The 19452-nt window shown below is 56.3% G+C and carries 19 protein-coding genes; 14 read left to right on the forward strand and 5 right to left on the reverse strand.

The features are described from left to right. The first annotated feature begins 147 nt into the window (after positions 1-147). The 7 genes from QZQ97_RS17440 to moaE all read left to right on the forward strand — a co-directional run bounded on the left by QZQ97_RS17440 (position 148) and on the right by moaE (position 5209). Positions 148-1557: a cytochrome ubiquinol oxidase subunit I gene (locus tag QZQ97_RS17440; RefSeq protein ID WP_311994468.1), complete on the forward strand. Its 1410-nt coding sequence runs from the start codon at positions 148-150 to the stop codon at positions 1555-1557. Between the two features lies 1 nt (position 1558). Then, positions 1559-2569 (forward strand): cytochrome d ubiquinol oxidase subunit II, encoded by a 1011-nt coding sequence (gene cydB / locus QZQ97_RS17445; protein WP_311994469.1) that lies wholly within the window; start codon positions 1559-1561, stop codon positions 2567-2569. Between the two features lie 28 nt (positions 2570-2597). After that, positions 2598-2744, forward strand: coding sequence for a DUF2474 domain-containing protein (locus QZQ97_RS17450; protein WP_311994470.1), 147 nt, complete (start codon positions 2598-2600; stop codon positions 2742-2744). 159 nt (positions 2745-2903) lie between these two features. Next, a complete protein-coding gene (gene moaA / locus QZQ97_RS17455; protein ID WP_311994471.1) occupies positions 2904-3890 on the forward strand; it encodes a GTP 3',8-cyclase MoaA in 987 nt (328 codons plus the stop codon). A 144-nt stretch (positions 3891-4034) separates the two neighbouring features. Beyond that, a complete protein-coding gene (gene moaC, locus QZQ97_RS17460; protein WP_311994472.1) occupies positions 4035-4520 on the forward strand; it encodes a cyclic pyranopterin monophosphate synthase MoaC in 486 nt (161 codons plus the stop codon). Next, positions 4513-4758 (forward strand): molybdopterin synthase sulfur carrier subunit, encoded by a 246-nt coding sequence (moaD, locus tag QZQ97_RS17465; protein ID WP_311994473.1) that lies wholly within the window; start codon positions 4513-4515, stop codon positions 4756-4758. The genes moaC and moaD overlap by 8 nt, the downstream gene beginning before the upstream one ends. A gap of 1 nt (position 4759) precedes the next feature. After that, entirely contained in the window at positions 4760-5209 is a 450-nt protein-coding gene (gene moaE, locus QZQ97_RS17470; RefSeq protein ID WP_311994474.1) for a molybdopterin synthase catalytic subunit MoaE, read from the forward strand. Between the two features lie 62 nt (positions 5210-5271). Here the strand turns inward: moaE and QZQ97_RS17475 are convergent, their stop codons facing one another. Further along, positions 5272-6189, reverse strand: a complete 918-nt coding sequence (locus QZQ97_RS17475; RefSeq protein ID WP_311994475.1) for a bestrophin family protein — start codon at positions 6187-6189, stop codon at positions 5272-5274. 604 nt (positions 6190-6793) lie between these two features. On the opposite strand from QZQ97_RS17475, the gene QZQ97_RS17480 reads away from it, so the two are divergent. Next, a complete protein-coding gene (locus tag QZQ97_RS17480; protein ID WP_311994476.1) occupies positions 6794-7864 on the forward strand; it encodes an AI-2E family transporter in 1071 nt (356 codons plus the stop codon). 48 nt (positions 7865-7912) lie between these two features. Here the strand turns inward: QZQ97_RS17480 and bcp are convergent, their stop codons facing one another. Both bcp and QZQ97_RS17490 read right to left on the reverse strand, forming a co-directional pair. Beyond that, positions 7913-8377, reverse strand: a complete 465-nt coding sequence (bcp, locus tag QZQ97_RS17485) for a thioredoxin-dependent thiol peroxidase (RefSeq protein ID WP_006316879.1) — start codon at positions 8375-8377, stop codon at positions 7913-7915. 2 nt (positions 8378-8379) lie between these two features. Beyond that, positions 8380-8985 (reverse strand): glycine cleavage system transcriptional repressor, encoded by a 606-nt coding sequence (locus tag QZQ97_RS17490; RefSeq protein ID WP_311994552.1) that lies wholly within the window; start codon positions 8983-8985, stop codon positions 8380-8382. A gap of 110 nt (positions 8986-9095) precedes the next feature. Between QZQ97_RS17490 and dapA the strand changes: the two genes are divergently transcribed. The 6 genes from dapA to ypfH all read left to right on the forward strand — a co-directional run bounded on the left by dapA (position 9096) and on the right by ypfH (position 15918). Next, positions 9096-9977 carry a 4-hydroxy-tetrahydrodipicolinate synthase gene (gene dapA, locus QZQ97_RS17495; protein ID WP_311994477.1) on the forward strand — a complete coding sequence of 294 codons (882 nt, stop codon included), beginning with the start codon at positions 9096-9098 and terminating at the stop codon, positions 9975-9977. A 16-nt stretch (positions 9978-9993) separates the two neighbouring features. Further along, on the forward strand, positions 9994-11046 hold the full coding sequence (gene bamC, locus QZQ97_RS17500) for an outer membrane protein assembly factor BamC (protein WP_006316873.1): 1053 nt from the start codon (positions 9994-9996) through the stop codon (positions 11044-11046). A 251-nt stretch (positions 11047-11297) separates the two neighbouring features. After that, on the forward strand, positions 11298-12011 hold the full coding sequence (purC, locus tag QZQ97_RS17505) for a phosphoribosylaminoimidazolesuccinocarboxamide synthase (protein ID WP_020828051.1): 714 nt from the start codon (positions 11298-11300) through the stop codon (positions 12009-12011). 169 nt (positions 12012-12180) lie between these two features. Continuing rightward, on the forward strand, positions 12181-13047 hold the full coding sequence (gene ypfJ / locus QZQ97_RS17510) for a KPN_02809 family neutral zinc metallopeptidase (RefSeq protein WP_311994478.1): 867 nt from the start codon (positions 12181-12183) through the stop codon (positions 13045-13047). Between the two features lie 75 nt (positions 13048-13122). Next, entirely contained in the window at positions 13123-15117 is a 1995-nt protein-coding gene (locus tag QZQ97_RS17515) for a tRNA(Met) cytidine acetyltransferase TmcA (RefSeq protein WP_311994553.1), read from the forward strand. Between the two features lie 111 nt (positions 15118-15228). Further along, positions 15229-15918: an esterase gene (gene ypfH / locus QZQ97_RS17520; RefSeq protein ID WP_311994479.1), complete on the forward strand. Its 690-nt coding sequence runs from the start codon at positions 15229-15231 to the stop codon at positions 15916-15918. Between the two features lie 38 nt (positions 15919-15956). Here ypfH and QZQ97_RS17525 read toward each other — a convergent pair whose 3' ends face one another. Together QZQ97_RS17525 and QZQ97_RS17530 are read right to left on the reverse strand one after the other, a co-directional pair. After that, entirely contained in the window at positions 15957-16883 is a 927-nt protein-coding gene (locus tag QZQ97_RS17525; RefSeq protein WP_311994480.1) for a transglutaminase family protein, read from the reverse strand. Next, on the reverse strand, positions 16880-19372 hold the full coding sequence (locus tag QZQ97_RS17530) for a circularly permuted type 2 ATP-grasp protein (RefSeq protein WP_311994481.1): 2493 nt from the start codon (positions 19370-19372) through the stop codon (positions 16880-16882). Before QZQ97_RS17530 ends, QZQ97_RS17525 begins: the two co-directional genes overlap by 4 nt. Positions 19373-19452: the final 80 nt, after the last annotated feature.

Raw genomic sequence — 19452 nt, forward strand, 5'->3', positions numbered from 1 at the left:
AGTACGGTATGAGGTTTTCCTCATTTTTTGCGTGGCTCATGTAAAGGGTGTGGGCCGATTTTTAATGGATAACGGGCAGTGACCTGGAATAGCAATATAACTCATGGTTTATAAACTTATCAAAATGGTGATACACAGGGGTGAACAATGTTGGGATTAGATGCCTTCCATTTAGCGAGGATACAGTTTGCCTTTACTGTCTCCTTTCATATTATTTTTCCGGCTATTACCATCGGGCTCGCAAGTTTTCTGGCGGTACTGGAAGGTTTGTGGCTGAAAACACGTAATGACACCTACCGTGAGCTTTATCATTTTTGGTCGAAGATATTTGCGGTCAATTTTGGTATGGGGGTAGTGTCAGGTCTGGTAATGGCTTACCAGTTTGGCACCAACTGGAGCGGTTTTTCGCAGTTCGCCGGCAGCATTACCGGGCCGTTGTTGACCTATGAAGTGCTTACCGCTTTCTTCCTGGAAGCCGGTTTCCTCGGGGTTATGCTGTTTGGCTGGAACCGGGTAGGGCGCGGGCTGCATTTCTTTGCGACCTGCATGGTCGCGCTGGGTACGCTCATCTCGACCTTTTGGATCCTGGCCTCGAACAGCTGGATGCACACGCCGCAAGGCTATGCGATCGAAAATGGCATTGTGGTCCCGGTCGACTGGCTGAAAATTATCTTTAACCCGTCATTCCCTTACCGTTTATTGCACATGTCTACCGCCGCTTTCCTGGCAAGCGCCTTCTTTGTCGGGGCATCGGCTGCGTGGCACCTGCTGCGGGGCAATGATTCGCCGGCGGTCCGCAAAATGTTCTCCATGGCGCTCTGGATGGCGCTGTTTGTCGCCCCGATTCAAGCGGTTATCGGCGATGCCCACGGCTTGAATACCCTGGAGTATCAACCGGCGAAAATTGCGGCCATTGAAGGCCATTGGGAGAACAGGCCGGGTGAAGCCACGCCGCTGGTGCTGTTCGGCGTGCCGGATATGGAACAGGAAAAAACCCGCTACAAGCTGGAAATCCCTTATCTGGGCAGTCTGATCCTGACGCACAGCCTCGATAAGCAAGTACCGGCATTGAAAAGCTTCCCTAAGGAAGATCGCCCGAATTCCACCATCATCTTTTGGTCGTTCCGCGTGATGGCCGGTTTGGGCATGCTGATGATTCTGCTTGGCGTTGTCAGCGCATGGCTGCGTTGGAGAGGCCGTCTGTATCAGTCGCGTCCTTTTTTGTGGTTCGCGTTGTTAATGGGGCCTTCAGGCCTGATTGCGTTGTTGGCCGGGTGGTTCACTACTGAAATTGGCCGACAACCTTGGGTGGTCTATGGGGTGCAACGGACCCGCGACGCCGTTTCCGCGCACGGTGATATGCATATGACCTTCAGCCTGCTGGCCTTTATTGCGGTGTATTGCTCGGTGTTCGGCGTTGGCTATATGTACCTGATGCGTCTGATCAAGAAAGGCCCGGGGAGCGACGATACGCATGGCGCCGTTGTCGAGGGTACGCCAGCTCGTCCGCTGTCTGCGGTTCAGGATCCTTTGAACAAGCCGGAAGGGAGAAACTAACATGGGCATCGATCTTTCAATTATTTGGTTCACCATCATCGTCTTCGCCACGTTGATGTATATCGTGATGGATGGTTTCGATCTCGGGATTGGTATCCTGTTTCCGTTCAATAAGGATGCCACCGAGCGCGACATGATGGTCAATACCGTGGCGCCGGTCTGGGACGGCAACGAAACCTGGCTGGTGTTGGGCGGCGCGGCGCTGTATGGCGCTTTCCCGCTGGCTTATGCCGTTATCACCGATGCGTTATCCATTCCGTTGACCGCGATGCTGATTGGCCTGATCTTTCGTGGCGTGGCGTTCGAATTCCGGTTCAAGGCCACGCCGGAGCATCGTCCGTTTTGGGACAAAGCGTTTATTGTTGGCTCGATCCTGGCGACCTTCAGCCAGGGGGTGGCTGTCGGGGCAATATTGAATGGCTTCGAGGTCACCGGCCGTGTCTACAGCGGTTCGGCACTGAGCTGGCTGGCGCCGTTCCCGCTGTTCTGCGGCCTCGGCCTGGTGGTCGCCTATGCGTTATTGGGCTGTACCTGGCTGATTATGAAAACGGAAGGGGCCTTGCACCGCAAGATGTCCGAGTTGGCAATCCCCCTGACGCTGGTGCTGTTGGCTGCCATTGCCATCATCAGCATCTGGACGCCGTTAGCGCACCCAGATATTGCCGCGCGCTGGTTCACCACGCCGAATATCTTCTTGTTCCTGCCTGTACCGCTGCTGGTTCTGGCCTTTGCCTGGGGCATCGTGCGGGCGGCGTACAACCGCCGGGCCAGCTATGGTCCGTTCCTGATGACCCTGGGCTTGATGTTCCTTGGTTTCAGCGGCCTGGGGATCAGCATTTGGCCGAATATCATCCCGCCGTCGATCTCCATCTGGCAGGCGGCATCACCGCCTCAGAGCCAGGGCTTTATGCTGGTCGGCGGGTTGCTGATTATTCCGGTCATTCTGGCTTACACCTGCTGGAGCTATTACGTGTTCCGCGGAAAAATCAAACCGGATGAAGGTTACCATTGATCGATAACGTTACCAGGAGACGAATATCATGAAACCAGTGATAGACAGCCACCCAGCCTTTTGGCGGCGCTTGATGTGGATGGTGGCTATTTGGGCCGCCAGCGTGCTGGCCCTCGGCGTAGTGGCATCGGTATTTAAACTGCTGATGGTCGCAGCCGGCATGAAGTCTCACTGAAAAAAACGGCAGCCAGGCTATGGGCTTAATCGCTAGCCTGGCTTTGCTTTTCAGTCAGCCTCGGGGCAATCAACGGCAACGCCATTATTTTCCGCTCTGACACTTAAGTAATAAGTGCCTGATGATTTCTTGTTACTGCTCAATTGGGAGGTATTGCAGATGTCGACATTTACCGATCCCTGGGAACGTAAGTTTTATTATTTGCGGCTCTCCATTACGGATGTGTGTAACTTCCGTTGCAGCTACTGTTTGCCTGATGGGTATCGTCCCACTGGGGGCAACAACAAAAGCTTTCTGACGTTGGATGAAATTCGGCGGGTGACGCGGGCTTTTGCCGCCTGCGGCACGGAAAAGATCCGTCTGACCGGCGGTGAACCGTCACTGCGCAGAGATTTTGTCGAAATCATTGAAACCGTCAGACAAAATCCGGAAATCAGCAATATTGCCATGACCACCAATGGTTACCGCATGGCGCGTGATGTGGCACGTTGGCGGGCTGCGGGGCTGACTTCCATTAACGTCAGCGTAGACAGCCTGGACGCCAACCAGTTTCACGCCATTACCGGCCAGGACAAGTTCAGGCAGGTCATGGACGGAATTGACGCCGCCTTTACGGCGGGGTTTGACAAGGTCAAGGTCAATGCCGTTTTGATGCGCGGGATCAATCATCATAGCCTGCAGACGTTCCTTGACTGGATTAAGCACCGCCCGATTCAGCTGCGTTTTATCGAACTGATGGAAACGGGGGAAGGGCGAGATCTGTTCCGCCAACATCATATTTCGGGAGAGGTGATCCGCGAACGCCTGGTCGCCATGGGGTGGCAGCGCCGGGAACAAGAGCGCAGCGCAGGCCCGGCTCAGGTGTTTTTCCACCCTGATTACCAGGGGGAAATCGGCCTGATAATGCCGTACGAAAAGAACTTCTGCACCAGTTGTAATCGGCTGCGAGTCTCGGCCACGGGGAAGTTGCACCTGTGCCTGTTTGGTGACGGCGGCATTGACTTGCGTGACCTGTTGCAGTCCGACAGCAGCCAGCAAGAATTGCAGGAGCGTATTGCGCACGGTTTATTGCAGAAAAAACAAACGCATTTCCTGCATCAGGGGAATACCGGCATCACGCAAAACCTGTCGTTTATCGGGGGGTAAATTTTACTGGGGAAAAACCATGCGCAAAACTTCGGCTGAATTTGTCCTTTCAAACCGGGCAGTGTCGGCACCCGGGGCTTGCCGCCATTCGTGTGCACCCACCGCTCCTTGTCAATTCGTTCCTTATTTAAAGACAGTGTAATCATGGCGCATTTCACACATATCAATACGATGGGCGAGGCCCATATGGTGGATGTCTCCGCCAAACCCGAGACGCAGCGTGAAGCCGTTGCCGAAGCTACGGTGTCTATGAGCCCGACAACGCTAAAAATGATCGTTGAAGGCAAACACCATAAAGGCGATGTTTTCGCTACCGCCCGCATTGCCGGTATTCAGGCGGCGAAACGGACCTGGGAACTTATCCCGCTGTGCCATCCGTTAATGCTGAATAAAGTTGAAGTCGCGCTGCGTGCCGATGAGCAAAACAATAGGGTGGTTATTCAGGCGCTGTGCCGTTTAAACGGTAAAACCGGCGTCGAGATGGAAGCCCTGACCGCCGCTTCGGTTGCGGCGCTGACCATTTATGACATGTGCAAAGCCGTGCAAAAAGACATCGTCATCGGCAATGTTCGTTTACTGGCGAAGCGAGGGGGGAAATCCTCAGATTACAAGGCGGTGGATCATGATTGATGTTTTATTCTTTGCTCAGGTGCGTGAGCTGATCGGTTGCAACCATCTGCAACTCCCTGCCGATTACGCCACGGTGGAGACGTTACGCCAGGCGCTGTTGGCAAAGGGCCACCGTTGGGCGCTGGCGTTGGAGGGCGATAAACTTTTGGCTGCGGTAAACCAAACGCTGGTGCCTTTCGATCACCCCTTGAATGCCGGTGACGAAGTGGCCTTTTATCCGCCGGTAACCGGGGGTTGAGATGCAAAACAAGATTGTCGTCGATACCGAAAATTTTGATATCGCACGGGAACACCAATGGTTATCAGCCTCGGAGAACGAGGGCGCCGTGGTCACTTTCGTCGGCAAAGTACGAAATAATAATCTGGGCAGCGATGTCAGTTCCCTGACGTTGGAACATTATCCCGGTATGACCGAAAAGTTGTTGGCGCAGATTGTTGATGAAGCCCGCGGCCGTTGGCCACTGGGGCGGGTGGTCGTGTTTCACCGCATCGGCGAGATGCAGGCTGGAGATGGCATCGTTTTGGTCGGCGTCAGCAGCGCTCATAGAGCCGACGCCTTTCTTGCCGCCGAATTTATTATGGATTATTTGAAGACCAAAGCGCCATTCTGGAAAAGGGAATCAACGCCACAGGGCGAACGATGGGTTGCCGCAAAAGATAAAGATTGTGCGGCGGTTGAACGCTGGTAGTTATCTGAACATGTTATTCCCATCAGGTTTCGGCACGGTTTGCACCGTGCCGAAGAGTGGCGTCAGATCAGATTGAAGTAACGGTCGGGTTTGAGCGGGGCGGGCAGAGGCTTTTGATTGTTCATTTCCATCAGATTGCGTTCGATGGTATTGCAGATGGCATTCAATGGCAGATCATTGGCGCTGGTACCAAAGGGATCTTCCAACTCTTCGGCCAGTGAGTCCCAGGATAAAAAGGTATAGGAAATAAAGACGGAAACAAACGGTGTCATATAATGCAAATCGGAAACCAGCGCAAACGGTAGTAAGGTACAGAATAAATAAACGGTGCGTTGCAGGATCAGCGTATAGGCAAAAGGCACCGGCGTATTGGCGATTCTTTCGCAACCGCCGAGAACATGTGCGAGTTCATCCAGTTTATTGTCGAGCATTCTATAGGTGACATCGCTTAATTTACCCGCCAGGCGCAATTTGCCAATCTCATCGCCCAATAATAACAAGACTCTGTTAGTGGGCATTGGGCTGGCGATGACCTCCGAGAAAGCCTCTCTCGGTAAAATGCGATACAAATCAGCAGTGGGGTCGGTGTTTCTTAATTGATGCTTCAAACTCCAGCTAAACGCAATAAGATATTTTGCTATTTCCTCATGAGAATTTTTATCTTCTGGAAGCAGGTTTTTTAATTGTCTTAATAATGTGCGCTCCGCTATCAGCAAGGTTCCCCACAACATTCGCGCTTCAACAAAACGACTATAGCTGGCACTGTTGCGAAAACCCAGGAAAATAGCGATGGCGATCCCCAGCAGGCTAAAGGGGGCAATGGTGAGATGTATGCCAAGTTGTTCATACCATTGGTAAATAATGATGGCAACAATAGACATGAGGATATTTAAAAACAGACGGAAGGTGATTTTTGACAGCACCGAACCGTGCCAATCAAACAGGCGAAGAAACCAGTGCTGGTTTGGGCGAATAATCATGGGTTTACTACTCCCTGGTAGTTTGCTTTTGGCTGTGATTTTTTTAGTGATGAATAATTATCATGGCCGATAATATGTAACAACGTATGAAGTTTCTCGTCGGCAAGTGAATGTTTAATGTATGACATAGGGTGATGGTAATCAGACTCTCTGAGTCGGTGGTTTAAATTATCTGATTTATTTATTCAATAATCAATACGTCCGAAAAATAATTAGGCTTTTGGTGTGAAGATAAATAAGCGTTATTGAATGACTCGCCGTTTGCTCGTCCCGTTTTCGTTTAATGGCCGAGACGCGGAGACCAGATGAGAGCAAATATTATTTGATGCCAACGGAAAGCCACGCGCATTGCCGGGATGCACGGATTGCGATTCGGCCCGGTTTAAGGATACGCTTGCTCTGGGCTCTGGTATTCTTATGGAGCATGTTGTGAGTTGGATGTTCTCTGTGCGGAAAATCCAATCAGTCAGGTGTTGAAGCATAGCGACCTCGTTCAGGGACTTTGAGTGTCGGTATGCCCAAACCTGTACCCCGTTCATTTCATAAAAAGACCCACTCCAGGAACCGCAATGCCTGCAAGTCAAACCTCTAGGAGCACTCTCTGATGCTGGAGATGTTATTACAATGGTACCGCCGACGCTTTACCGATCCGCAGGCTATCGCGCTGCTGGTGATTCTGGTCGCCGGGTTCCTCATTCTCTATTTTCTGCACGGTATTCTGACGCCTCTGCTGGTGGCCATCGTGCTGGCGTATCTGCTTGAATGGCCGACCGCGCGGTTGCAGCGTATCGGCTGTTCGCGCAATTGGGCGGCGAGCATGGTGATGATCATGTTCGCCGGCATCGCGATGCTGCTGGTGTTTGTGGTGGCGCCGACCGCCTGGCAGCAGGGCATCAACCTGATGACCGATCTGCCGGGGATGCTCAATCAGTTCTATAACTTTGCGGCGACGCTGCCGAAGCGTTATCCGGCGCTGGTCGATGCCGGCATCATCGATATGATGGCGGAGAACCTGCGTGGGCGTCTGTCGGGCATGGGAGAGTCGGTGGTGAAATTCTCGCTGGCTTCACTGGTCGGGCTGCTGACGCTGGCGATTTACCTGATTCTGGTGCCGATGATGATGTTCTTCCTGCTGAAGGACAAAGAGCAAATGCTCAACGCGGTGCGCCGCGTGCTGCCGCGCAATCGCGGGTTGGCAGGGCAGGTGTGGATCGAGATGAACCAGCAGATCACCAACTATATCCGCGGCAAGGTGCTGGAGATGGTGATCGTCGGCGTGGCGACCTATCTGGTGTTCGTTATTTTGGATATGCGCTATTCGCTGTTGCTGGCGGTGCTGGTCGGTTTTTCGGTACTGATCCCCTATATAGGCGCGGTGCTGGTGACCATTCCGGTGGTGGTGGTGGCGATGTTCCAGTGGGGCGTCGGCGCCGATTTCTGGACGCTGATCGTCGCCTATCTGGTGGTGCAGGGGCTGGACGGCAACCTGCTGGTGCCGATCCTGTTCTCGGAGGCGGTCAATCTGCACCCGCTGGTGATTATCTTGTCGGTGATCATCTTTGGCGGGCTGTGGGGCTTCTGGGGGGTGTTCTTTGCTATCCCGCTGGCGACGCTGGTGAAGGCGGTGATACACGCCTGGCCGGATGAACTGCGGGTGGAGACGGAACAGGATTAAGCGGAAATGACGAAGCGCAGCAGGCCAGGCCGCTGCGCTTCGTGAGAATTATTGCTGCAGGTAACTCAGAACGATGTCGTGATGATTGGTGGTTTTGAAATCATCGAACACTTTCTCGACTTTACCCTTGGTATCAATCAGGAAGCTGATGCGGTGAATGCCGTCATAGGTTTTCCCCATGAAGGTTTTTTCACCCCAAACGCCGAACTGCTGCGCCACCTGATGATCCTCATCAGACAACAACGTGAAGTTTAACAACTCTTTCTCGGCAAAACGCGACAGCTTCTCTGGTTTATCCGTGCTGATACCCAGCACTTCGACACCCGCTTTTTTCAAATCATCCATGTTATCCCGCAGGCCGCAGGCCTGAACGGTACAACCCGGCGTCATCGCTTTGGGATAAAAATAAACAAGCACTCGCTGTCCCTGGAAGTCGGCCAAGTTAATTTCCTCACCGTCCTGGTCAGGCAAACTAAATTTCGGCGCTGTGTCACCGGCTTTCAATGGGCTCATCACTACTCTCCATCTTTCTCATCATGCTGTGGATAGTTAACAACGCTAATACTGCCTTGTGCGTTCAATTCTGTACATAGGCGATGAAAGGCTTGCTCGATATTTGATGCATCCGCGTTGCCGGGGCTGTGCGCGGTGATCTGAATGTAAAGCTGCGGCGGCAGGTGACCTTCCGCCGGTTGGGTTCTGGACACCAGCTCGGCAATGTTCATCTGGCTGGAGTCGAACAGATCGGTGAAACGCTCAATGATGTGCGGGGAGTCTTTCACCTCAACCTGAACCCACACCGTGGCCGGCATGGGGGGCCTTTCATGCGAGTTGGTGCGTTTCATCACAATCAGCAGATCCAGCTCCGCGCCTTTTTGCGGCAGAGTGGATTCAATCAGGGTAATCGCGTTCCAACTGCCGGAAAGCAGCATGATGAAAGTGAACTCCTCACCCAGCATGGCCAGACGGCTATCTTCGATATTGCATCCGCAACTGCTGACGTGGCGGGTGATGGCATTAACGATTCCGGGGCGGTCGGCGCCGAGCGCGGTAATCACGAGATAGTGTTCATCTGGCTTAGGCAAAATGGATCTTCCTGTCGTGCTCAATGGGGTTACCATGGTAAACATAAAAAAAACCGCCTGCCAAGCGCTTACAACGCTGTTGTTTGCTTGCTTTTGGATAGGCAGCAAAAGTACCATGAGTGACTTGTTTGTGGAGGGGACGGCCAATGTTTACGGGAAGTATTGTTGCACTGGTTACGCCGATGGACGACAAAGGTGCTGTCGATCGTGCGAGCCTAAAAAAACTGATTGATTATCATGTAGCCAGTGGGACCGCGGCCATTGTTTCCGTAGGGACGACCGGCGAGTCCGCAACGCTTGCCCATGACGAGCACGTTGAAGTGGTATTGCAGACGCTGGAGCTGGCCGCAGGCCGCATTCCAGTGATCGCCGGCACGGGCTCCAACGCCACCGCCGAAGCCATTTCGCTGACCAAAAGCTTCGAAAATACCGGCGTAGTGGGTTGCCTGACGGTAACGCCTTACTACAATAAGCCGACCCAGGAAGGGCTGTACCAGCACTTCAAGGCGATTGCCGAAAGCACCGAGTTGCCGCAGATCCTCTATAACGTGCCTTCACGCACCGGTTGTGACATGCTGCCGCCGGTGATTGCGCGTTTAGCAAAAATTAAGAATATTGTTGCCGTTAAAGAGGCAACAGGGAACTTAAGTCGTGTAAGTCAGATCCAAGTGCTGGTTGATGATGAAGATTTCATTTTGCTGAGCGGCGATGACGCCAGCGGTCTGGATTTCATGCAACTGGGCGGCAAAGGGGTGATTTCCGTGACGGCCAACGTGGCAGCGCGTGAAATGGCGCAGCTTTGCACGCTGGCAGCACAGGGCAACTTTGCTGAAGCACGCCGCTTAAATCAGCGCTTGATGCCGTTGCATCAGGATTTGTTTGTAGAAGCAAACCCAATTCCGGTGAAATGGGCCTGTAAGGCATTGGGATTGATGGCAACCGATACGACGCGTCTGCCTATGACGCCGTTGACCGACGCTGCTCGCCCGATCGTTGAGCGTGCGTTGAAAAGCGCCGGTTTGCTGTAACTCTAAGGGAAATTTGATGGTTTATTCATTGCAAAAGTCGACGGTAGCAAAAGTCGTGGGTATTTCGCTGGTTATGATGCTGGCCGCCTGTACCACCGATCAACGTTACAAACGCCAGGTCAGCGGCGATGAGTCTTATCTCAACGCGTCGGAGCTCAAACCGTTGAACGCGCCGGCCGGTATGATCCTGCCGGTGCAGAGCGGGAATTATGATGTTCCGGCAACCACGCTGAAAGGCGGCGTTGGCAAGCAACTGGATATTCGTCCGCCGGTGCAGCCGTTGGCGTTGCTGAGCGGTTCACGTGCGCAATATGCCGGCGACAGCGGTACGCTGCTGCTGGAAAACAGCCCGCAAAACCAGAACCTGTGGTCACGCGTCGTCAGCATGTTGCAGACGAAAAATATCGCGATTGCCTCACGTCAGGATGCCGGCCAGACCCTGACTACCGATTGGGTGAAGTGGAACCGTCTGGATGAAGACAACCAGTACGAAGGCCGCTATCAGATCAGCGTGCAGCAGCAGGGCTACCAGCAGGCGCTGGTGGTGAAAACCGTTGGTTTGCAGCAGCAGGGCAAAACCGAGCAGATTACCGACCCTTCTGAAGTACAGCGCTACAACGGCATGATGATGAACACTATCGTTGAGGGCCTGGACAAGCAGGATAACCTGGCGAGCAGCCAAACGGCCAACCGCTTCGGCGCGCTGGACGTGCAGAGCGGCGCAGATGACACCGGCTTGCCGATGTTGGTCGTGCGTGGTCCGTACACCGTAGTGTGGGATCGCCTGCCTGCGGCGTTGGAAAAACTGGGGATGAAAGTGGGTGACCGCAGCCGTCCGCAGGGCACCGTCGCCGTGACCTACAAATCCCTGAGCGGTAGCGACTGGGATGCATTGGGCGCCAAGGATCCTGAACTGACGGAAGGTGATTACAAACTGCAGGTGGGTGATTTGAACAACCGCACCAGCCTGCAATTTATCGATCCGAAAGGGAAGCCGTTGACCCAGTCGCAAAACGACGGGTTGGTTGCGGCATTCCAGGCTGCGTTCAGTAAAACCAGCGTTAAATAACTAAAAAAGGGGCCGCGGCCCCTTTTTGTTTTGTCGGCACGGTATCGTTTGCGTCGCAGGTTTGGCACAATATACCCATCATTCTTGAAGCTACAGCTGTGTTGGCTGCGTGCACTCACCCCAGTCACTTACTTGAGTAAGCTCCCGGGGATTCCTGCCCTTGCCGCCTTGCTGTAACTCCAATTATTTTGGGTATATCACACCTGTGTGTTGAAGCGTTTTTAAAACAATTCTTTATTGGAGTATGTAAGATGCAAAAGCTAGCTGAGTTGTATCGCGGAAAGGCAAAAACCGTCTACACCACCGAAAACCCCGATCTGCTGGTGTTAGAGTTCCGCAACGATACGTCAGCACTGGATGGTCAGCGCATTGAGCAGTTTGATCGCAAAGGCATGGTGAACAACAAGTTCAACCACTTCATCATGAGCAAACTGGAAGAAGCCGGCATCCCGACGCAAATGGAACGCCTGCTGTCAGACAACGAAGTGCTGGTGAAGAAGCTCGATATGGTGCCGGTCGAATGCGTGATCCGCAACCGCGCAGCAGGGTCGCTGGTGAAGCGTTTGGGCATTGAAGAAGGCCTGGTGCTGAACCCGCCGCTGTTCGATCTGTTCCTGAAAAACGATGCGATGCACGATCCGATGGTCAACGAATCCTATTGCGAAACCTTCGGCTGGGTGAACAAAGAGCATCTGGCGCGCATGCGTGAGCTGAGCTATAAGGCGAACGACGTACTGAGCAAGCTGTTTGACGACGCGGGCCTGATCCTGGTCGACTTCAAGCTGGAGTTCGGTCTGTTCAACGGCGAAGTGGTGCTGGGTGATGAGTTCTCGCCGGACGGCAGCCGCCTGTGGGACAAAAACACCCTGGACAAGATGGACAAGGACCGTTTCCGTCAGAGCCTGGGCGGCCTGATCGAGGCCTACGAAGAAGTGGCGCGCCGCATCGGCGTGAAACTGGACTAAACGCACTGCCGCAATACGGGGCCATCCCGCCGGAGCGCCCCGTCATTCATTTTCTCTTCCGCCTGCATTTCCAGAAAAATTCTACATTTCCCGCACCGTTAACCATTTATAATGGCAATCAGTGGGCTAGTTTCCTACGATTATTAAAAACCTAATCTGGAGTTTACTTATGCGTTGGCAAGGGCGTCGGGAAAGTGACAATGTTGAGGATCGTCGCGGGCAGTCTTCAGGTCTGGGTGGTGGCGGTGGTTTTCGCGCGCCAGTCGGCGGCAAAGGCGGCATCGTCATTCTGGTAGTGGTGCTGGTGGCCGGCTATTACGGCATCGATCTCTCACCGCTGTTGAACGGCGGTGACGTGAGTCCGCAAACTCAGCAACAGAGCGCCAGCATCAGTCCAAAAGACGATGAGTTGGCCAAATTTACCTCGGTGGTGCTGGCTTCTACCGAAGATAACTGGAAAGAAGTTTTCCAGCGTATGGGCAAAACCTATCAACCGCCCAAATTGGTGATGTACCGCGGCGTGACGCGCACCAGCTGCGGCACCGGCCAGTCGGCGATGGGGCCCTTCTATTGCCCGGGCGACAAAACGGTGTATATCGATCTGTCGTTCTACCAGGATATGAAAACCAAGCTGGGTGCCGGCGGTGATTTTGCCCAGGCCTATGTGGTGGCGCACGAAGTCGGCCACCACGTGCAGAATCTGCTGGGCATTGAACCTAAAGTGCGTCAGATGCAACAGGGTGCCAGCCAGGCCGAAGTGAACCGCCTGTCGGTTAAAATGGAACTGCAGGCGGACTGCTTTGCCGGCGTTTGGGGCAAATATGCCGAGAAGCAGCAGATGCTGGAAGAAGGTGACTTGCAGGCGGCATTGAACGCCGCGCAGGCGATCGGCGACGACCGTTTGCAGCAGCAGGGCCAGGGGCGCGTAGTACCGGACAGCTTCACCCACGGCACCTCGCAACAGCGTTACACCTGGTTTAAACAGGGCTTCGACAGCGGCGATCCTAACACCTGCAACACCTTCGCATCCCGTTAACATACCGTGCCGGAGCCTGACTCCGGCATTTTTTTAGGTGGGAACATAGCCTTGCTACAGGCAATGCAACAACTTATGCAGCTGCAGGGCATCAGGCGTTTGCTGGTGCTCAGCGGTGAACCGCAATGGTGCCGCCAACAGGCGCAACAGCTGGCTGCAAGCCTGCCGGGCGACTGGCCGTGGGTGGGAGAAAACCCACCCGCCGGCTTGCAACCTCTGGCGAACGGCGCAGTGCGAACCCTGTTGGGGCAAGAGCGACTGCATGCGGTGTTCGACGCGACAATGGGCCTGGATGTTGAAGCCCTGGCGGCGCTGGCGGGCACGCTGCGCGCCGGCAGTTGGCTGTTGTTGCTGACGCCGCCATGGCGCCAATGGCATCAGCAGCCGGACGCCGACAGCCTTCGCTGGAGCGATTGCCCTCAGCCGATCACCACCCCGCATTTTATCCATCATCTGCAACGCCACCTGGCGGCGGACAGCGAAGTCACGCTTTGGCGACAGGGCGAGACGCTTGAGTTGGCGGCGTTGCCGGAGCGTCCGACTTGGCAAGCACCCGATGGTCAACCCACCGCCGAACAACAAAGGCTGCTGGAACGCCTGTTGAACGCCGCGACGGGCATCTGGGTGCTGACCGCAGCTCGCGGCCGCGGCAAGTCGACGCTGGCGGGTATGCTGGTAGCGAACACGTCGCTAACCTGCTGGATTACCGGGCCGAGCCGTGCTGCCACCGATGTTGCCGGCGAATGGGCGCAGGGGCGCGCACAGTTCTGGGCGCCAGACGTGCTGCTCGCCCATTGCCGCGAGCATGACGTCAGCAGCCTGGGCTGGTTGCTGGTAGATGAAGCGGCAGCTATTCCCGGCCCGCTGTTGCAGCAGTTGGTCAGTTATTTCCCTCGTGTATTGCTGACTACCACCGTGCAGGGCTATGAAGGCACCGGCCGGGGGTTTTTGCTGAAGTTCTGCGCCGGGTTGCCTTCGTTCCGGCCGTTAGGATTACGGCAACCCATGCGCTGGGCTGAAGGCGATGCGTTGGAACGGGTGATAGATAATGCTCTGTTGTTCAACGAACAACCGGAATGGCGGGCGACCGATCAGGCCGCTCGTTTCTGCCTGGCCGAACAGAGCGCGTTGTGCGCCGATCCCCAACGATTGGCGCGTTTCTACGCACTGCTGAGCAGTGCCCATTACCGCACCTCGCCGCTCGATTTACGGCGGCTGATGGATGCGCCCGGCATGCATTTTGGCGTGGCGCAGGTGGAAGAAGACGTGGTTGGCGCGCTGTGGTTGGTGGATGAGGGGGGATTGAGCGTCGAACTGGCGCATGAGGTCTGGGCGGGGCGACGGCGGCCGCGCGGCAACCTGGTGGCTCAGTCGCTGGCGGCGCATGGCGGCCAGTGGTGGGCGCCGACGCTGCGTTCGCGTCGTATTACCCGCATTGCGGTACTGTCCGCCTTGCGCCAACAGGGCATCGCTCGCAGCCTGATCGCGCAGCAACGCCAACAGGCACAAGGGCTGGATTTCCTTTCGGTCAGTTTTGGCTACACCGAACCGCTGTGGCGTTTTTGGCAATCCTGCGGTTTTGAACTGGTGCGCATCGGCAGCAAGACGGAGGCCAGCAGCGGCTGCTATACCGCAATGGCCATCCTGGCGTTGAGCGAGCAGGGTGAAGCGCTGCGGCATGCGGCGCATAAGCACCTGGCGCGCGATTGGCGCTGGTTGCAGCAACGGGTTGATCTGCAACTGGAGATCACCGGCGATGACGGCGATACGCAGTTGAGTGAGGATGACTGGCGTGAACTGGCCGGATTTTCCTTCGCCCATCGGCCGCTGGAGGCCAGCCTGGGCGCGCTGCAACGCTTGCTGCTGGCGAGCGGCCTGCCGCTACCCGCGCTGCGCGGGCATCTGCAACAGCAAAGGACGACGGCAGACTGCGTGACGCTGTTTGGTCTCAGTGGACAAAAAGCCTTGTTGCGCCACTGGCGGCTGGAGGCGGCGCAGGCGCTCGAACAACTGGATGCGCAGCACTGCCTGCGCTGGCGCAACTGGGCGCAATCGCAATCATTGCAATAAATCGACAATGTTGTTCAATAAAACCCGATTTTCCTGATTTCTCGGCGGCGTATAGTAGACGCCAACGGCCCGGAACCTCCGGGCGACATCTGATGAAGACGAGGAGTCACCATGAAACATGAGCATTTCGTTGTCCAAAGCCCGGCAACACCGGCGGTACAGCTGATCTTGCTGTTTCACGGTGTCGGCGATAACCCGGTGGCAATGGGTGAAATCGGCAGCTACTTCGCCAAAGATTTCCCGCAGGCGCAGGTCGTCAGCATTGGCGGCCCGGAGGCTTTCGATAACGGCAACGGTCGTCAATGGTTCTCGGTGCAGGGCGTGACTGAAGAGAACCGCGCCGAGCGCATTGCACAGGTAATGCCGCAATTCGTCGAAACCGTGCGCTACTGGCAACAGCAGAGCGGCGTCGGTTACGCCGGTACCGCATTGGTCGGTTTTTCTCAGGGATCGATCATGGCGCTGGAAGCCTTGAAAGCGGAAGCTAAACTGGCCGGTCGCGTGGTAGCCTTCAGCGGGCGCTTCGCCAGCCTGCCGGAACAAGCTTTCGGCGAAAGCGTAGTGCATTTGATCCACGGCGAAGAGGATGCGGTGATCGCGGTGCAGCACGCCAAAGCGGCGGCGGAGCGGTTGCAGGCCGTCGGCGTCGATTTCACGCTGGACGTGGAGCAGGGCGTCGGGCACGGCATCAATCAGGGCATGATGAATAGTGCCCTTGAGCGGTTGCATTACTACGTACCTCAGCGCTACTGGGATGAAGCGCTGTTTGGCAAACGCGGCGATTTGATCGCCTTTCGTTAATCTTCTCCCTGGCGGGCGCGGCTATGCTGCGCCCGCTGTCATTGCGGCATCACCGTAACCTGAACGTCCAGCTGGTGAGCGCCCCCGCCAAAAATAATGCCGTGCATCGGGCTGACATCGCCGAAATCGCGGCCCCAGGCCACGGTAATGTGTTGGGTATCGGCCAACACATTGTTGGTCGGATCGATATCTACCCAGCCGTACGGCGGACAATAAACCGAAACCCAGGCGTGAGAGGCATCGGCACCAATCATTCGCTCCTCCCCCGGCGGCGGCTGCGTGAGGATATAGCCGCTGACATAGCGTGCTGCCAACCCCAGCGAACGCAGGCAGGCAATTTGCAGGTGAGCAAAGTCCTGACAAACCCCTTTCTTCTCCCGCAACAGGGTTTCTACCGGCGTGGCGATGGTGGTGGCCGTCGGATCAAAGGTAAAGTCGTTGAAAATGCGCCCGGTAAAATCCAGCAACGCCGACAGCAGCGGCCGCTCCGGGGTAAAGCTCGGCAGGGCGTAGTGGCTCAGTGCGTTATCGATGGGAATAAAGGTGGAGGGAAACAGGTATTGAATGGGATCCAGCACTTCGGTTCCCCCGTTGGCCAACTGTTGGCGTACCTGCTCCCAGGACAGGCTGTTTTCCGCTACCCACTGTGCGGCGTGCGGCAAAACCAGCACTTGCGAATCCACCCGCACGGTCAGTTGGGTATGCGGCGTTCGCAGGGCGAATTGCACCAGATGGTTGCCATAAAAATCGTCCAGTTCAAACCATTCATCGGGCTGCGGATCGACCTGGATCCGCGAAGCGTGACACTGTTGCCAGGCCAGATTGCGCGGAGACAGCCGCAGCAACTGGCGCGAATGCGGCACCGGCAGGCTGTATTGGTATTCGGTCACGTGGCTGACGCTATAGTGGCATCCGCCGGCGGGCACAAGGGATTGGCCGGCAGTTTGAGTTTGGCTCTGGCTCATTCGTCATTTCCCGTGCTGTAGTGGGGGCCATGGTTGAAGAAGCGCAGGCCAATCTGATCGGACAGCCGGTCCAGCGCCTGTTGCAACTGCGACACCGATTCTGACAAGGGTTGCGGGCCGCCGGCAAACCCGGCATGGCCCAGGCCGGCAATTTTCTCCGGCAGATCGAAAATGGCCTGTTCGGTAAAAGGCCCGAACTGGTCGGTCAGTTTTTGCAGGTATTCCACCAGCCCCTTCAGCAGGAACATCACCGAGCGCGGATTCTCCGGGCTGGTCAACAACAGCGGCAGGGCCGTGGCCAGATCCGGCCGCTGCGGATAACTGGAGCGGTAGGTGATGGTGCTGTCGCACAACTCCAGCCACCACTCCAGCCCGGCGTCGCGCACTTCGTCATCGTCCAGCACCAGCGTCAGCATATACGTCACTTGCTGCAGGCGTTCCAGCCGACGGCCAATACTGAGGAAGCGCCAGCCCATGTCACGCGTCATGCCGTCCAGCGCAAAACCGGAGAGCGCCATCATATGCCCGATCGCCTGATCGAGAAACGCCAGTGCCTCCGCCAGGTTCCAGCGCTGGGCCTGATGACGTTGTTCCAGATCCTTGGCCAGCCGATTGAGGATATGCCAGTTGTCCAGCGAAAGCCGTTCACGCAGTTGAAAACCGATACGCAGCAGTTGCTGCAAGGTGCCGGCAAACCCCTGTGGGATCTCCGGATTGAACAGCGCTTCCAGCAGCAGGGTATTCAACTGTTGCGGCGCCAGTTCTTCAAGTGGGGACTCTTCATCGTTCGGCAACAGACCGTAGTGAAGACAAAGCTGCATCACGGCCTTATGTTGCTGTTCGCTGCCTTCGTCTTCGTCGAGCCGCAAGGTGAGGGTGGTGCGCAGCAGACGAGCGATGTTGTCGCAGCGTTCGGTATAGCGGCCCAGCCAGAATAAGTTTTCAATCACCCGCGTCGACAGCCTGTGGCCGGTCGGCGGCAACTCTTGCGCCATCACGCCGGGCCGTGGCGGTGGTGCGGAAGGCGGTGCCAGCACCCAGGTATCCTTGCTGCCGCCGCCCTGCTGCATGGTCACGATCTGGCGGCTGTTGGGGCCGGAGATGCGGGTCAGGCCGCCGGGCATCACCCGGTAGCCGTCTGGGGTGGCGACGGCAAAGACTCGCAGACAGGTGGTATGGTTTTGTAACTGGTAGGGCGGACGCGGGGACAGGCCCGGCGCTTGCGACAGGCCGATCAGCTCTTGGGCGACATAGTTGTAAGGGCGCGCGCGGATGCGTTCCTTTAGCTGAGCCAGCTCGGTGGCGCTCAGATCGCCGGCGATGCAGGTTCTGATGCGCAGCTGCGGGAAAGCGCCTTTGATAATCAGGTTAGGCAGATTTTCCAGCACCGTTTCCCGCGCGGGGCTTTCACCACACCACCAGGAAGCGACGGAAGGCAACAGTAGCGGTTGCCCGAGGATCTGTTGGCTGAGGTTTGGCAGAAAGCCGTACAGCGCACCGGTTTCAATCAGGCTGGAACCGAGCGCATTGGCGATCAGCACCTGGCCCTCTCGTGCCGCCTGGATCAACCCCGGAATGCCCAGTGAAGAGTCGGGGCGCGCCTCCAGCGGATCGCAGAAGTCATCATCCTGCCGCCGTAAAATCACATGCACGCGCTGCAGCCCGTCCAGGGTTTTCAGCCAGACGCGCCCCTGGGACACCATCAGATCCTGGCCTTCCACCAGCGGGAATCCCAGATGCCGCGCCAGATAGGCATGCTCGAAATAGGTTTCATTGTAAGGGCCGGGGGTCAACACCACGATATGCGGGGCTTCGCCATCACCGGCGGCGAACGGTGCCCAGTGGCGCAGGCTCTGTTGCAGCGTGCGGAAAAAGGTATTCAGCCGCTGCACCTTCAGATCCCTGAACTGTTCCGGGAAAGCGCGGGAAATCACCGTGCGGTTTTCCAGCGCGTAGCCGGCGCCGGAAGGGGCCTGAGCGCGATCGGCCAGCGCCCACCAGCGGCCATCGGCGGAACGGGCCAGATCGACGGCGTACAGATGCAGATAAACGTTGCCCGGGCAGCGAATGCCGTGCGCCGGGCGCAGAAAACCGGCATGTCCGTGTACCAGTGCAGGCGGCAGCAAGCCGTCGCGCAGCAGGGTCTGCTCACCGTACACGTCGGCTAGGATACGGTTCATCAGTTCCGCACGTTGGGCAATACCGGATTCTATCTGCTGCCATTCGTCGTGGGGGATAATCTGCGGCAGCAGATCCAGTTCCCAGGGGCGTTTAACCCCTTGCGGATCGGCGTAGACGTTATAGGTGACACCATTTTCAAAAATCTGGCGCGCCACGTGGTTGAGGCGGCTTTGCAGCTGTTCGTCCGGATAGGCGGCCAGCTCGGCGGCAAAGCGCTGCCAGTGCGGGCGAAAGACAGCCTCACCGGCGAACAGCTCGTCATAGTGCGCTTGCGAGTGGCGATAGCGGACAAAAAGTGATTGCGGCATAGGCTTTGCGTTCCCGTTTTCCATGAGGCCCTGCGACGGCAGCTCCCTTGCGGCGCAGGCCGGCACCTTCCCGGTACCGA

This window comes from Serratia sp. root2 (genome assembly GCF_031931805.1).
Classification (GTDB): domain Bacteria; phylum Pseudomonadota; class Gammaproteobacteria; order Enterobacterales; family Enterobacteriaceae; genus Serratia; species Serratia inhibens.

What these genes read in the sequence shown, in the direction of transcription:
- QZQ97_RS17440 (WP_311994468.1), top strand. Translation starts at nt 148, where the DNA reads ATGTTGGGATTAGATGCCTTCCATTTAGCGAGGATACAGTTTGCCTTT.
- cydB (WP_311994469.1), top strand. Translation starts at nt 1,559, where the DNA reads ATGGGCATCGATCTTTCAATTATTTGGTTCACCATCATCGTCTTCGCC.
- QZQ97_RS17450 (WP_311994470.1), top strand. Translation starts at nt 2,598, where the DNA reads ATGAAACCAGTGATAGACAGCCACCCAGCCTTTTGGCGGCGCTTGATG.
- moaA (WP_311994471.1), top strand. Translation starts at nt 2,904, where the DNA reads ATGTCGACATTTACCGATCCCTGGGAACGTAAGTTTTATTATTTGCGG.
- moaC (WP_311994472.1), top strand. Translation starts at nt 4,035, where the DNA reads ATGGCGCATTTCACACATATCAATACGATGGGCGAGGCCCATATGGTG.
- moaD (WP_311994473.1), top strand. Translation starts at nt 4,513, where the DNA reads ATGATTGATGTTTTATTCTTTGCTCAGGTGCGTGAGCTGATCGGTTGC.
- moaE (WP_311994474.1), top strand. Translation starts at nt 4,760, where the DNA reads ATGCAAAACAAGATTGTCGTCGATACCGAAAATTTTGATATCGCACGG.
- QZQ97_RS17475 (WP_311994475.1), bottom strand. Translation starts at nt 6,189, where the DNA reads ATGATTATTCGCCCAAACCAGCACTGGTTTCTTCGCCTGTTTGATTGG.
- QZQ97_RS17480 (WP_311994476.1), top strand. Translation starts at nt 6,794, where the DNA reads ATGCTGGAGATGTTATTACAATGGTACCGCCGACGCTTTACCGATCCG.
- bcp (WP_006316879.1), bottom strand. Translation starts at nt 8,377, where the DNA reads ATGAGCCCATTGAAAGCCGGTGACACAGCGCCGAAATTTAGTTTGCCT.
- QZQ97_RS17490 (WP_311994552.1), bottom strand. Translation starts at nt 8,985, where the DNA reads ATGGTAACCCCATTGAGCACGACAGGAAGATCCATTTTGCCTAAGCCA.
- dapA (WP_311994477.1), top strand. Translation starts at nt 9,096, where the DNA reads ATGTTTACGGGAAGTATTGTTGCACTGGTTACGCCGATGGACGACAAA.
- bamC (WP_006316873.1), top strand. Translation starts at nt 9,994, where the DNA reads ATGGTTTATTCATTGCAAAAGTCGACGGTAGCAAAAGTCGTGGGTATT.
- purC (WP_020828051.1), top strand. Translation starts at nt 11,298, where the DNA reads ATGCAAAAGCTAGCTGAGTTGTATCGCGGAAAGGCAAAAACCGTCTAC.
- ypfJ (WP_311994478.1), top strand. Translation starts at nt 12,181, where the DNA reads ATGCGTTGGCAAGGGCGTCGGGAAAGTGACAATGTTGAGGATCGTCGC.
- QZQ97_RS17515 (WP_311994553.1), top strand. Translation starts at nt 13,123, where the DNA reads ATGCAGCTGCAGGGCATCAGGCGTTTGCTGGTGCTCAGCGGTGAACCG.
- ypfH (WP_311994479.1), top strand. Translation starts at nt 15,229, where the DNA reads ATGAAACATGAGCATTTCGTTGTCCAAAGCCCGGCAACACCGGCGGTA.
- QZQ97_RS17525 (WP_311994480.1), bottom strand. Translation starts at nt 16,883, where the DNA reads ATGAGCCAGAGCCAAACTCAAACTGCCGGCCAATCCCTTGTGCCCGCC.
- QZQ97_RS17530 (WP_311994481.1), bottom strand. Translation starts at nt 19,372, where the DNA reads ATGCCGCAATCACTTTTTGTCCGCTATCGCCACTCGCAAGCGCACTAT.